We start from the raw sequence: 13,004 nt of genomic DNA on the forward strand, positions 1-13,004 counted from the left end.
CCGGTCAGGCCACCGGGTTGGGCTGCCGCAGCAGCGTGTTCGCCTCGCCGACCATCTGGCGTACCGCCTTTTCGGCGGACATGTTGCCCAGCAGCGCCGCCTGGAGCGGCTGGCACATCCGGTTCTGGAAGTTCGAACCGGCCCCGGCGAACCAGTTGGGCGGATCGAGCACCGCCACCTTCGCGGCGTCGGCGTAGGAGGACTGCGGGTCGAGTGCGGCGTACTCCGGTTCGGCGAGTACGGGCTGGTAGGCGGGTATGTGACCGGCGCTCGCCCAGGTCAGGCTCTGCTTCAGGATCTGTGCGATGTACCGGTGGGCTTCACGGCGCCGTGCCGGATCGGGATTCTCCTGGTGGGGGAGAACGAAGCTGTGGCTGTCCGTGTAGACGGCCGGCTTGTCGAAGACCTGGGGGAAGGGCGCGGCGCCGAGGGAGATGCCGGACTCCTTCAGCGTCGGCAGTTCCCACTCGCCGAGCATCGCCATGCCGCCGCGGCCGTCGAGGAAGGCGGCCATGGCACCGTTGTAGTCCAGGTTGTTGGGGTTGGTTCTGCCGTCGAAGAGCTGCTGCATGAAGGACACGACCCGTACCGCGGCGTCGATGTCGATGCGTGCCGGTCCGCCGTCCGGCAGGGTGAACGATGCGCCGGTCTGTGCGTAGAAGGCCGCGAACTGCCGCCAGTTCTGGGCCGTGTCCGTGACATGGCCGAACAGGATGCCCGATTTTCCGGTCACGTGGGCGAGGGCTTTCCCCGCGTCCAGCAGCGCCTTCGGGGAGCCCATCGGCGCGAGCTTTCCCGATGCGTCGAGGAGCCCCGCCTTGGCGGCGACCTTCTTGTCGTAGAACACGATGAACGGGTGGACGTCCAGCGGGATCGCGTAGACGGTGCCGTCGTGCTGGGTCCGCGACCAGACCGCGGGCGTGAAATGGCGCTGTGTGACGCCGAACTCGGCCAGGAGATCCAGATCGATGGGGTCCAGCAGGCCACCCGGGGCGTATCCCGCCAGCCGGGACAGATGCAGGACCGCCACGTCGGAGGCCCGGCCGCCGGCAGCCGACATGGCCAGCTTGGTGTAGTAGGACGGGCCCCAGTCCAGGATCGTGCGATCGATGTCGAAGCCCTGTGCCCCGCCGGAGACAGCCTTGATCATCTTGTCCATCAGCATGCCGTCGCCGCCCTGGAACAGGTCCCAGACCCTCAGGGCCGAGGCATCGCCGGAGGCCGAGGCCGGTGAGGCACACCCGGACAGGGGGCCGGCGGCGATCAGCGTGCCTGCGGCAGCCGCGGTGTTGCGCATCAGGATCCGGCGGGAGAGGCCACGCGCGGGACCGGCCGGGCCGACTGCTTCCGGGACACCGGCCGGGCCGACTGCTTCTGGAACAGGGGAGCGGGAAGACATCACAGACCTTTCGATGGCCGGACACGCTTGCCGAACGGAGCAGGGCAGGAAGGGGCACTACGCAGGGCAGGCGGGGAAGGACATCGGCTGCGTCGGCGCGGTGCCATGTTTTTACATCGATGTACATCGGCTGTAAAGAGTCTGGGACAGACGACAGGTAACCGATCCTCGCCCAGGGTCCGCGCAGCCCGCCCCAGGTCCGCGCCCCACAGCGGCATAGACTCGGCGATCGCGAGGGGCAGGGAGGTTCCGGTGGCACGACCAAAGATCAAGGACGTCGCACGGCACGCGGGGGTGTCCGAGAAGACGGTGTCCAACGTGATCAACGACTACGTGCACGTGTCCGACCGGACCAGGCGCGTGGTCCAGGAAGCCATCGAACAGCTCGGCTACAAAGTGAACCTGGCGGGGCGTCACCTGCGCAGGGGGCGCACCGGCATCATCGCCCTCGTCGTGCCCGAGCTGGACATCCCGTACTTCGCCGAACTCGCGCGGCACGTCATTCGCGAGGCCGAGCAGCGCTCCCTGACCGTGCTGATCCACCAGACCGGTGCCGACCGTGACCACGAGCTGAGAGCGCTGGCCGGTCTGGGCTCCGCCTTCGTCGACGGGGTCATCCTCAGCCCGCTCGCCCTCACCGCCGACGACCTGCGCGACCATACGGACGGGCCCCCGACCGTGCTGCTCGGCGAGCTGCTCGAAGAGGGTGCCGACCATGTCGCCATCGACAACGAGAAGGCCGCCAGGGAAGCCACCGAGCACCTGCTCGCCCTCGGACGTCGCACGATCCTGGTCATCGGCGGCCGCCACGAGGCGGGCATGGGAACGGCCGAGGCCCGCACCCGCGGCTACCGCGCCGCACTCGCGGAAGCCGGCATCGCCCACGACCCGGCCACGGTGCTGCCCGTCGCGTCCTTCCGGATGCCCGACGGCGCCGAGGCCGTGACCAGGGCACTGCGCGCGGGGGCACGGCCCGACGCGCTGTTGTGCCTGAACGACCAGCTGGCGCTGGGCGCGTTGCGCGCGCTGTACGAACAGGGGGTGCGGGTACCCGAGGACGTCGCCGTCGTCGGCTTCGACGATGTGGAGGGCGGACAGTTCAGCGTGCCGACGCTGAGTACCGTGGCCCCGGACAAGGTCGCGGTGGCCAGAGTCGCCGTCGAACTCCTGCAGAGCCGTATGGACGAAGCGTCGGCATCGGTCGGGCCGGGCCCGGCTTCGGCGGGCGGCCGGTCACCGCGGGATCTGGTGGTGCCGCACCGACTCGTACTGCGAGAGAGCACCGAGGGCACGAGGCCGCGCTGACCGACCCGGTCGGCCACCGACGTCACTCAGGTCGATGACTCTTGGTCAGGTCCGCTGCCGGAGTCCAGCACTGACACCGGCTCAGGTCGTCTCCCCGGTACGGCTCCGCCCGGTACGAAGGCGTTCTCTGCCCGTTACGAAGAGGGCCTCCCGCCCGGTACGAAGAGGGCCTCCCGTCCGGTACGGAGGCGGCCTCCCGCCCGGCGTTGCCTCGGGGGATCCGTTGACAGGCCATGACGCTGTCCCTAGCGTGTGCCCCCGTATTACATCGATGTAATGGCGCCATGTCCTCCCCATGAACGAGCATTTCCGGCCGTAAGGAGCCGTCCATGCGCCCAGCCCAGGCCCCACTCCAGGCTTCCCCTCATGCTCGCGCCCGTGCCATCGCTCTCGCCCCCGGCTTCATCAGGACCTCCCGCCACGCGGCCGCGTTGGTGATCGCGCTAGTCGCCGTCCTGGCCGCTCTGCTTCCCACATCGACGACTGCCGCTGCGGACGCTGCCCCGGCGGCGACGCGAGCCGCCGCCGGAACCTTCCGCAACCCGCTGAACACCGGCCCCGACCCGTACATGACGCACTGGAACGGCTCCTACTACCTGACCACCACGCAGGGCGACAGCATCCGCATGTGGCGCTCGTCCTCGCTGAGCACCCTCCTCGACGCCGACCCGGTGACGGTGTGGACCGACTCCGATCCCTCCCGGAACCGCAACATCTGGGCCCCGGAGTTCTACCGCTTCGGAGACCGCTGGTACCTCTACTACACCGCCGACGACGGCGTCGACGACCATCACCGCCTGCACGTACTGGAGTCCGAGGGCGACGACCCGGCCGGCCCGTACCACTACAAGGCGAAACTCGCCCCGCCGAACCACGCGGACGACTTCGCCATCGACGCGGGCATCATGCAGCACAACGGCCGCCTCTACCTCGCCTACAGCGGTATCAACCAGTACCAGCACAACGGGCTCAACATCGCCCCGATGTCGAACCCGTACACGGTCTCGGGCGACGCGGTCGCGATCGACGGGGCCGGCGGTTGCCCCGAGGTCCGGGAAGGGCCGGAGTTCCTCTACCGCAACGGCCGGACATGGATGACCTACTCCGCCTGCGACACCGGGAAACCCGACTACCAGGTCTGGATGATGTCCCTGCCCGACACCGCCGACCCCCTGGTGCCCGGCAACTGGACCCAGCACCCCGGCCCGGTCTTCTCGCGCGCCGACGACCGTGGCGTGTTCGGCCCAGGGCACCATGCCTTCTTCAGCTCACCCGACGGCACCGAGGACTGGATCGTCTACCACGCCAAGACGACTTCGGCCCTCACCTACTCGAATCGCACCACTCGCGCCCAACGGTTCACGTGGAAGGCCGACGGCAGCCCCGACTTCGGTCAGCCGCTCGCACTCGGTGCCACCCAGGACCTGCCGTCCGGCGACCCCGGCTCCGGCAACTACTGGATCAACGACGACGGCCGCTCCAGCGGCAACGGCACCGTCGCCTACACAGGCACATGGAACTCCGGCACCGGCTGCGCCGCCCAGTGCTTCTGGAGCGACGACCACTGGAGCGACGGCGCGGACAACACCGCGACCTATACCTTCGACGGTACGCGCATCGCCCTGCTGTCCGTCCGCGACACCGGTAACGGCATCGGGGCACTGAGTATCGACGGCGGTCCCGAACAACGCGTCGACTTCTACGGATCCCCGCGCACGGGTGAGACACTCCAGTACCTCAGTCCCCGACTGCCCGCGGGCGCGCACACTTTGCGCATACGTGTCACCGGGGAGCACAACGCCGAGTCGAGTGGCTCCTTCGTGAGTGTGGACCGCGCCGAGGTCTACACGGACTGAGGTCTACATGACCTGGGCCTCCGGCCCCTCCCTCGACCCCCATACGGCGTACGCGTTTCAGCTGGTGAACGTACGCAGTTCGTACGCTTCAGGGGTTAGGGTGGGGGTCAGGAGGTGTTCCATGTCCGAGTTGTTCGACGCTGTTGACGCGCTGATCGCGTCCGCGTCCCCACTCCCGCCTCCGGCGGAGCGCAAGCGTCTGCGTGCGGCCCACGGTTTGACGGCGGAGCAGGTAGCCGGTGCCCTCAAGGTCCGGCGGGCGACAGTCAGTGCCTGGGAGAACGGTAGGACGGAACCACGCCCTCCGGAGCGAGAGGCGTACGCCCGCCTATTGAAGCAGCTCGCGGAGCTCTACCCGGCCCCGGCCGACACGAACGTCCCCGTCCAGGGCGCTGCCGTCCCGGCCACGTTCACCTCTGTGCCCGCCCCGGCGGAAGCACGGCCACAGTCCACCGGTCCGGCACCCCAGGCCACGGACATGACTGCAACGGAGAACACTCAGACCCCTGCCCCGGCTCCCGTCGCCCCGGCTCCGGTGGCCGCGCCGAGTCCGACGCGCACCACCGGGCCGACATCGTCGACGTCGCGCCGCCCTGGCGCGACGAAGGCAGTCCCGGCCGCAACCCCGGCGGGCGAGATCGACCCGCGGTTCGAGAACGGTCCTCTGGCGGTCGTGGATGTCGAGGGCGGGCAGGTGTTGGCGTACTGTACGGACGGCCTGGTCCTGGACGTGCCTGCGAAGTCTCTCCCGGTCCTGGTCGACTGGGCACTTGGCAAGGAGGCGAAGCTGGGTGCGCCGAAGCTGTCCGGTCCGGGTAAGCCGGCCGATCCGCTGATCGTGCTCACGGAGGCTGCGTGTGAGCGCTTCGGCCTGCCGCTCCACCTCAGCGAGGCGGAGCGTCTGTCCGGGCGGCTCCCGGAGGGCCACAAGGTCATCAAGCAGCTGACGCGGGCCGAATGGCAGCTCACGAAACGTGGGTTCGGGCCGTGGGCACGGATCTACCGCCCGGCCAAGGGCTCCGCGAGGATGTGTGTCCAGCTGTGCATCCCGTCGTGGGATGCGCTCGATACCCGGCACTGGGGCGAGGCCGCACACCTTCCTCCGGCGGAACTCGCCCGTCTCCTGGGCGTGTACGCGTCCAGGGTGATGACGCCGCGCGGTTCCACCGCCGTCACTGGCCTGGAGCTGATGACCGCCCTGCACCCGCCGACCCGCGCTTCCGATCCGGACGCGGCGGGTAAGCGGCATTCGGAGCGCAATCCCGGTTCGCTCGGCGGGGACCCGGTCGACTGTGCTCCGTGCGAGGCCCCCGACGGGCACCCTCTGCTCAAGGAACTGCCCCGGTTCCACGTGCGCGGCCCGGCGGAGAAGCTGTTCGAGGAAGCGTACGACTGGGCGAGGCCGCTCACCGATGCCGAATGCCTGCGCCGCCATCTGGTGGGCATCGACGTCAATATGGCTTTCGCCGCCGGAGCGAACGGGCTGCCCGTCGGTGTCGGAGAGCCGACGTATGTCAAGGCGCCGGCGTTCGACCCGAAGCTGCCCGGCTCATGGCTGGTGGATCTGTCGCATGTCGACCTGTCCCGGGTGAAGGCGGGTAAGGACAAGTGGGTGGAACTGGACGGCGAGTTGCTGCCGAACCCGTTCACGCCGAAGGGCGAGCGCCCCGAGGGCCCGGCCTGGTACGCGACGCCGACGATTGCCTACGCGGCGGAGCTGGGCTACGAGGTACGCCCCCTGGAGGCGTTTGTCCGGTATGAAAACGGCCGCTACCTGGATGGTTGGTACACCAGACTGCGGGACGCCTACCTCGCCACGATGGCCGACCTCGGCGTCGGCGTGGACCTGTCACCGGAGGAGTTCCTGACGGCAATGGACGGCTACCGAGGCCGCGATCCGGAGCTGGCGATCGTGGTCTCCGCGGTGAAGGCGACGGTCAAGGGCGGTCTGGGGAAGCTGCGCGAGCGGCCCCGGGGCGAGGGATGGCGGCCGGGGGAGCCGTGGCGGGCGTTGTCCCGGCCCACTTGGCGGCCGGACATCCGCGCGGCCGTCATCTCGCGTACCCGGGTCAACCTGCACCGGAAGATCGTCAAGCACGCCGCGTTCACCGGCCAGTACCCGGTCGCGGTCCTCTCCGACTGCGTCGTCTACGCCGCCGACGGCGAGAGCCCGCTGGACTTCCTGCCCTACCGTGAGGGCAAGCCGCTGCCGGGTGGCTTCAAGCTCGGGGTGAATCCCGGCCTGGTGAAGCACGAGGGAACGCAGACCACACTGTGGGGCGAGGGCGTCAGGGAGCAGTTCGAGGCACCGGAGCTCAACCTCGCCCGGTACATCAAGGACGGCACTGTCACCGACCGGGACAACGGGGAGTAGGTAGGCGATGAGCACGTTCGGGGACGGCCTGGACCAGGCGGTGCAGAAGGCGTTCACCCGCCCGTTGCCGAAGTCGGCCGGTGCGCGGATGCGGTACCTGGTCAAGCAGTACAAGGGCACCAGGGCAGTCGCCCAGATGCTGCGGATCTCCCAGCGGACCGTCGAACGGTATGTGAAGGACCAGATCAAGAAGCCCCGCCCGGACCTGGCCGCCCGGCTGGAGGCCGAGGTCAGGAAGCGGTGGCAACCGCAGGTCCGTGCGAAGGCCAAGGAGAGGGCGGCCAGCACCAGCGGCATCGTCATCGACACCCGGGCCCGGCTCGGCTACATCGCGCCGATCGGATCAACGGACGAGGACCGGATGCGCCATCTGACCGTCGCCCTCCCACCACGCCACGCCGCCCGCCTCTTCGAGGCCCAGGAGGCGGGCGCCGACGACGACCGGCTCAGGGAAATCGCCGCGGAAGCCCTCAAGGAGACCTACTTCCAGGACGGCGGCCGCCGCGCCGGCTCTCTGGAAGAGGTCCGTTTCACGGACATCGAGCACCTGGAGTTCGACCTGTAGGAAGGCGTTTGGCCGGGTGTCGGGCTGGTCTCAGCCGTGCGAGTGGGTGCGGCTGCCTGGCGGCCGATGGCGCTCGTTGAATCTCCCCAGGTGTCGCTCTTGAGGTAGTCAAACCTCCTCAGGTGATCTCCCCACCCATTGCGTGACTTTCCCGGCGTGTCGAAGTGGTGTCGGCGTGTCGTGGAGAGCCAGCGTGAGCACGGCGTTCGGCCTGTTTGAAGGGCCTCTGGATGCTCACCTGGGAGGAAGACGTGAACGCTCACGCACTGCGTCGCCAGGGCTGGTCAATCTCAGCGGCCAGGCGGCCGTCGGCGCCGTGCTGATCGCGCTCGTCTTCGTCCTCGACCGCTCAGGGTGGTGGCTGTTGCTGCTGGTCCCGCACTTCGTGGGCACGGTGGCCGGCTGCTTCCCCAGACGGTCGATGCCGAACAGCACCGTGACCGCCGCACTGCACGTGGTCGCGCTCCTGGTGGCCCTCACCAGCCTGAGCGTGATCAGCTGGTGGTTCATCATCGCCGCCGCCATCGGCTGGATGCTTGTCGCCGGGTCCTCCACGGACAACCCGGACGCCGACCCGAAGGGGGCGCGGCGGTGAGCGACGACTACGGCCACCAGGTCCGCCGCCTGGAGAGCCAGACCGGCGGGATGGAGCACGAGCTGCACTCGCTGCGTACCAAGCTGGGGGAGGTCGAAGACCTCGACTACGAACTGAGCGACATCCGCAGCATCGAGGACGACCTGAGCACCGTCCGCAACGACCTCACCGAGATGGACGACGACGTACGCGGAGGTGCACGGACCGGACGGAAAGATCGTCGACGGCAGCTTCATTGTGTCCGCCGGCCAGAATGCTGACTGGGACAGTCCGCCCCTGACGGTGAGTGGCACGTACACGCTCAAAGTCGTGCCGGAGCAACTCGGCACAGGCACCTTGACATTGACGCTGTCGAACGCCATCACGACCGCGCTCACCACCACCGGTCCGACGAGCAACGTCATCATCGACCGGGCAGGACAGAACGCGCAGCACACTTTCCAGGCCGCGGCAGGAGATGACCTGTCACTGGGCCTCACCAGCAACCCCTTCACCCTGCTTGCGTTTGTCACCGTGTTCACCCCCTCCGGTGTCAAGGTCGTTAACAGCCAGTCCCTTTCACCCGGCTACGCGACCCACGATTCCTTTGCCCGATCTGCCTGAGACCGGGCTCTACCGCGTAGAGATAAATCCCTACCAAGGGGCCACCGGAACGGTGAAGGTGACGCTGTCAGACGATGCGGTGAGCGCACCAGCGATCGACGGCGCAACGCAGACGGCCGGCATCGACCGGCCGGGGCAGCGAGTTCACCGCCTCCACCGCCAAGGTGCTCGGTTTCGCCCTCACGGACAACACTCTTGCCTCTTCCAGCGACGCTTACCTTGTGGGTCCCTCCGGCGGGAAGGGAACTTACCTCGGCTACATAGCCGCCCACTCACCCGCAGCGCTGTACATCTCCGGCACTACCCCAGGTACCAAGTACACAGTGGTGATCACGCCGCAGGACGCGGCAACGGGTGCGGCGAAACTCTGGTTGTCCAGCCCGGTCGCCGCCGGCGCCCTGTCGGCTGCCCAGCCCTCCGCCAGCGCAGAGATCACCCGGCCCGGCCAGCAGCTGCAGTACACCTACGACGCCACCGTGGGCGACGGAGCAGCACTCCTCCTCAGCGCCAGCAACCTGAGCGAAGCGACCCGGCTGGTGCACTGGGCACCCGGAGCCGTCACCGAAGAGCGCCTGGGTTACCTGACCGGCACCAGCTTCGACGCAACCCTGCGTGCCCCTTTGACCGCCGGCACCCACACCGTGCTGCTCCAGCCCGATGAGCCTGCGACCGGTCACGCGACGGCCACGCTCCTGCCTGACGCCAACGGCGGCCCGCTGACGGTGAGCGGCGGCCGCAAGAGCGTCGCGATCACCGCGGCGGGGCAGAACGCCCACTACACCTTCACCGGCACCAAGGGACAGAAGGTCACCCTCGGTCTCGACACACCGCCCGGCCCGTGGGCGATGTCCTTGTGGGGTCCGGACGGCAAGTGGGTCTACGACGCTACGTACATGGGCGCCACCACCGTGACGAAGGCTCTGTCGGCTCTGCCCGCCGATGGAACCTACACCCTCACAATCAACCCGGACTCGATGAAGACGGGCACCTTCAACCTGGGTCTGACCCTGCCCGCGGCCGCGCCTTCCAAGACCACTGCCACGCAGGGCCCGAAACCCAGCGACACGCTCAAGACCACGAGCACCAAGCACACCAAACCGGCGGCACCAACCTCTACCAATACGCCCTGTCCTCACCCACCAACTACACCGACCCCACCGGCGATAACCCCATGATCGCCGCCTGCGTGATCAACGGAGCACTCGACGGCGGCCTCAACTGGGCCTTCCAACGACTCTCCGGCCGCAAAGTCAACTGGGGACAAGTCAGCCAAGCCGCCTGGACCAGCTGCGCACTTGGTATGGCCGGCGAAGCACTGGGCACTTTCCTGGCCGTCAGGAACTCGCTTCGAGGCGGTAGCTGCCTCGCCCACAACAGCTTCGCCGCCGACACCCCCGTCCTCATGGCAGACGGCACCAGCAAACCGATCAAGGACATCAAGATCGGCGACAAGGTCCAAGCCGCCGACCCGGAGACGGGAGAGGCGGGAACCCGCACCGTCACCGCCCTGATCGAGGGCAACGGGAAGAAGCAACTCGTCGACCTCACGATTGCCACCGGCCGTACGAAGGGGGCGAAGACCGGCACCCTCACCGCCACCGACGGCCACCCCTTCTGGGTCCCCGCACTCCACCAATGGGTCGAGGCCGGAGATCTAAAGGCAGGACAGTGGCTGCAGACGAGCGCCGGCACGTGGGTACAAGTCACGGCCGTTAAACACAGGAACGAATCAACGGCGGTCTACAACCTCACTGTTGACGACCTCCACACGTACTATGTGCTGGCGGGCGCCACTCCGGTACTCGTTCACAACTGCAACGTAGCACTCGGCTATCAGAAATCAGGGACAGCGGCGTGGGATGACAAAAAAAGGCCTCACGCACTTCATGGACATCAAGTACATCAACACCTGGAGCACCCATGTGAGGGGTGCCATCGATAATCCCAATACGACGATTCATGTGCACACGGAAGGCTTTGTGGGCGGCTTCGAAGGTATGGCGACGCGAGGCCTTTCCGGAGGTGGCGTCCATGCAACCGAGCAGGAGATGTCCTGGCTCGCGAGGTCTGTGGTCGGCGGACGGAGGCCTTGGGGCACGATCAAGTTCTATGACCGAGATGGTGTGCTAGACGTGCCTGAGCCGAAATGGTAAGAGGCAAGTGGTACACCGCGTGGACCTTCGAATGGGCTCCGTAGTTCCGTATGGACTGAACTTCAGTATTGAGAGGCCTTTCCATGAATTCTTTCGGGGTTGGTGGCCCCGTAGACTCCTCCGGAGATCTTCGTCTTCGCCACTATGCGGATCTTGTCGAGCAGGGGGGACTTCGGGCGGCTGTCGCATCAATCGCCATCGAACATAAGGCCGACATCGGTGCCACCGCGAAGGAGGGTGAGCCTGGGGCTCAGGTGTGGAGCGCGGCGGACTTCGCGTCGCCGCGCGGACCGATGCGGGTCAATCTCGGACGTGATGCTCGCAGGTTCGCAATCACCTTGGACGGCGACCGAGGGCACATCTGGGCAAGCGGAAGCACCGCCAACCTGGTCGAGGTGGTCGAAGTGCTGGCTTTCTGGAGGCAGGGGGCCAAGCTGAAGGAGCTCAGTAACCGGTTTCCGTTCATGGAGTTCGACAGACTCAGCCAGGCTTACGAGGACGGTAATCCTGTTGAAGTGCAGTGGGGTATTATCCTGGGTGACGATAATTTCCATTTGGACAGGGAATTGCTGTTGGCGCTCCGCGAAGACCCGAATCTGTGTCAATTGTTCCCGTATTTCTCCCACTGGACTTTGAGGATGTCGAAGGACTGCAGCGACGATCAAGCCGGGGAGATTCTGATTCAGCGAAGCCTTGGCGAAGGATACGTCATCTGGTCATCCTTCGCCCCAACGCAGACGAGGGAATTCCGCCGTATCGATGAACTGATTCGCGCGGCCGTGTCCATTCTGGCTGATTTTTAACGTCCAGTCAGGCGCTAATCGGAATCGGTGGATTATAAAGCGGCCCCTGCGGGCGAGTTCCAGGGAAGCTGCAACGTCACCGGATGCCAATTTCGGAATCGCCGTGTAGACCGATCAGGCAACAAGTAGCCTGTCACGGCTCCGGATGGCATGGCGGAGAGTATTGTGTCGATGACTTGGCGTTGGAGGCGAAGCTGGCCAAGGGCGTAGATGCTGATATGGGAATGGCAAGCAGCTCGTTTATGACGACGAGGTCGACGCCCTGTTCCCGAAGCAGGGCCGCAGTCGAGTTTTGAAGATCGTGGAAGCGGACTCCCGGTCGTACAAGCACTGCGGGAACGCCCCCGCCACCTGATCGTCGGCCTGCTCTGCGGTTCCGGACTGAACGTCGCCGGCTACCTCGTCAACACCTTCTCGCTCAGCTACCTCAAGAACACCCTCGACGTCTCGGCCACGACCGCCACGGTCGGTGTGGTGGTAGCCATGGCCAGCAGCATCGTTGCGGTACCGCTCTTCGGCCGGCTCTCCGACCGGGTGGGCCGGATGCCCGTACTCGCCGGCGGAGCGCTCTTCACCGCCTGCTACATCCCGCCGTACTTCCTTCTCCTGCAGACCAAGCAGCCCGTCCTGATCGTCCTGGCCATGACACTGGCCTACGGTGTGGGGCAGAGCGCGATGCTCGGCTCGCAGTCGGCCTTCCTCTCGGAGCTGTTCGAGACCAGGTACCGCTTCACCGCGATCGCCTTCTCCCGCGAGCTGAACGTGATGGTGCTCGGCGGCACGACTCCCTTTATCGCCACCGCTCTCGTCGCCGTTTCCGACGGACCATGGCTGGTCGTCGGATTCGTCATCGTCTGCCAGGCACTGACACTGCTGGCCCTTGCTATGGCCCGATCGCCCCGCACCCGCGCGGAAAGAGCCGACAGCGGCGAACCTGCCCACAGCGACCGTTCCTCGACCACCTCAAAGGCTTGAGTGCAGGCTGGTGGTCCCGGCACGTTGCCGGGACTACCAGTTCAGAGAGTCTCAAGAGACGAGGCGAGTACCGACTGAAAGATCTCGACACGTCACTGCTGGAACCGCTCACGGCCTTGGACGCCTGGGCAGTCGCTGCGGCTCTCAGGTACTGGCTTCGCAGCACTCGACCGACGCACTCGTCTCCGTCGCCCTTGACGTGGTGGTTCCACGCGTCGCGGGTTTCCTCTGATGCCTGGAGGAAGAAGAAGGTGGTTGAGCCCTAGTTGTGTGTATGTGCCGTGGGAGTGCAGGAAGTAGTGGTCGTCGCCGTCGAAGGGCACGCCGGCCGCGAGACCCCAGCTGCTCAGCTACCACCGGCCGCAGCGTGGTCTTG

General features: G+C 66.8%; 11 protein-coding genes and 1 pseudogene. 11 read left to right on the forward strand and 1 reads right to left on the reverse strand.

The features are described 5' to 3' along the window. Positions 1–4: 4 nt before the first annotated feature. The gene (locus ACFVJX_RS33955; protein WP_384135862.1) at positions 5–1,399 is read right to left on the reverse strand and encodes an extracellular solute-binding protein; all 1,395 of its coding nucleotides are present in this window, start codon (positions 1,397–1,399) and stop codon (positions 5–7) included. A 252-nt stretch (positions 1,400–1,651) separates the two neighbouring features. Between ACFVJX_RS33955 and ACFVJX_RS33960 the strand changes: the two genes are divergently transcribed. From ACFVJX_RS33960 to ACFVJX_RS34010, 11 genes and pseudogenes are all read left to right on the forward strand, one after another. Then, positions 1,652–2,704, forward strand: a complete 1,053-nt coding sequence (locus ACFVJX_RS33960) for a LacI family DNA-binding transcriptional regulator (protein WP_384135864.1) — start codon at positions 1,652–1,654, stop codon at positions 2,702–2,704. A 329-nt stretch (positions 2,705–3,033) separates the two neighbouring features. After that, positions 3,034–4,560 (forward strand): glycoside hydrolase family 43 protein, encoded by a 1,527-nt coding sequence (locus ACFVJX_RS33965; RefSeq protein WP_384135865.1) that lies wholly within the window; start codon positions 3,034–3,036, stop codon positions 4,558–4,560. Positions 4,561–4,681: 121 nt separating this feature from the next. Next, positions 4,682–6,934 (forward strand): telomere-associated protein Tap, encoded by a 2,253-nt coding sequence (gene tap, locus ACFVJX_RS33970; protein WP_384135867.1) that lies wholly within the window; start codon positions 4,682–4,684, stop codon positions 6,932–6,934. Positions 6,935–6,941: 7 nt separating this feature from the next. Further along, positions 6,942–7,499, forward strand: coding sequence for a telomere-protecting terminal protein Tpg (gene tpg, locus ACFVJX_RS33975; protein WP_384135869.1), 558 nt, complete (start codon positions 6,942–6,944; stop codon positions 7,497–7,499). Between the two features lie 316 nt (positions 7,500–7,815). Further along, entirely contained in the window at positions 7,816–8,094 is a 279-nt protein-coding gene (locus ACFVJX_RS33980; protein ID WP_384135870.1) for a hypothetical protein, read from the forward strand. After that, positions 8,091–8,354 carry a hypothetical protein gene (locus ACFVJX_RS33985; protein WP_384135872.1) on the forward strand — a complete coding sequence of 88 codons (264 nt, stop codon included), beginning with the start codon at positions 8,091–8,093 and terminating at the stop codon, positions 8,352–8,354. The genes ACFVJX_RS33980 and ACFVJX_RS33985 overlap by 4 nt, the downstream gene beginning before the upstream one ends. A 49-nt stretch (positions 8,355–8,403) precedes the next feature. Next, positions 8,404–8,697 (forward strand): hypothetical protein, encoded by a 294-nt coding sequence (locus ACFVJX_RS33990; protein WP_384135874.1) that lies wholly within the window; start codon positions 8,404–8,406, stop codon positions 8,695–8,697. Positions 8,698–9,020: 323 nt separating this feature from the next. Beyond that, on the forward strand, positions 9,021–9,872 hold the full coding sequence (locus tag ACFVJX_RS33995) for a hypothetical protein (protein WP_384135876.1): 852 nt from the start codon (positions 9,021–9,023) through the stop codon (positions 9,870–9,872). Further along, complete coding sequence (locus ACFVJX_RS34000) at positions 9,869–10,639, forward strand: polymorphic toxin-type HINT domain-containing protein (RefSeq protein WP_384135877.1); 771 nt, start codon at positions 9,869–9,871, stop codon at positions 10,637–10,639. The genes ACFVJX_RS33995 and ACFVJX_RS34000 overlap by 4 nt, the downstream gene beginning before the upstream one ends. A gap of 294 nt (positions 10,640–10,933) precedes the next feature. Continuing rightward, the gene (locus tag ACFVJX_RS34005) at positions 10,934–11,653 is read left to right on the forward strand and encodes a DUF6193 family natural product biosynthesis protein (RefSeq protein ID WP_384135879.1); all 720 of its coding nucleotides are present in this window, start codon (positions 10,934–10,936) and stop codon (positions 11,651–11,653) included. Positions 11,654–11,971: 318 nt separating this feature from the next. After that, positions 11,972–12,628: pseudogene (locus ACFVJX_RS34010) on the forward strand (MFS transporter); the annotation flags it as partial. Positions 12,629–13,004: the final 376 nt, after the last annotated feature.

Origin of the sequence: Streptomyces sp. NPDC127177 (genome assembly GCF_042672475.1) — a bacterium.
Taxonomy (GTDB): Bacteria; Actinomycetota; Actinomycetes; order Streptomycetales; family Streptomycetaceae; genus Streptomyces.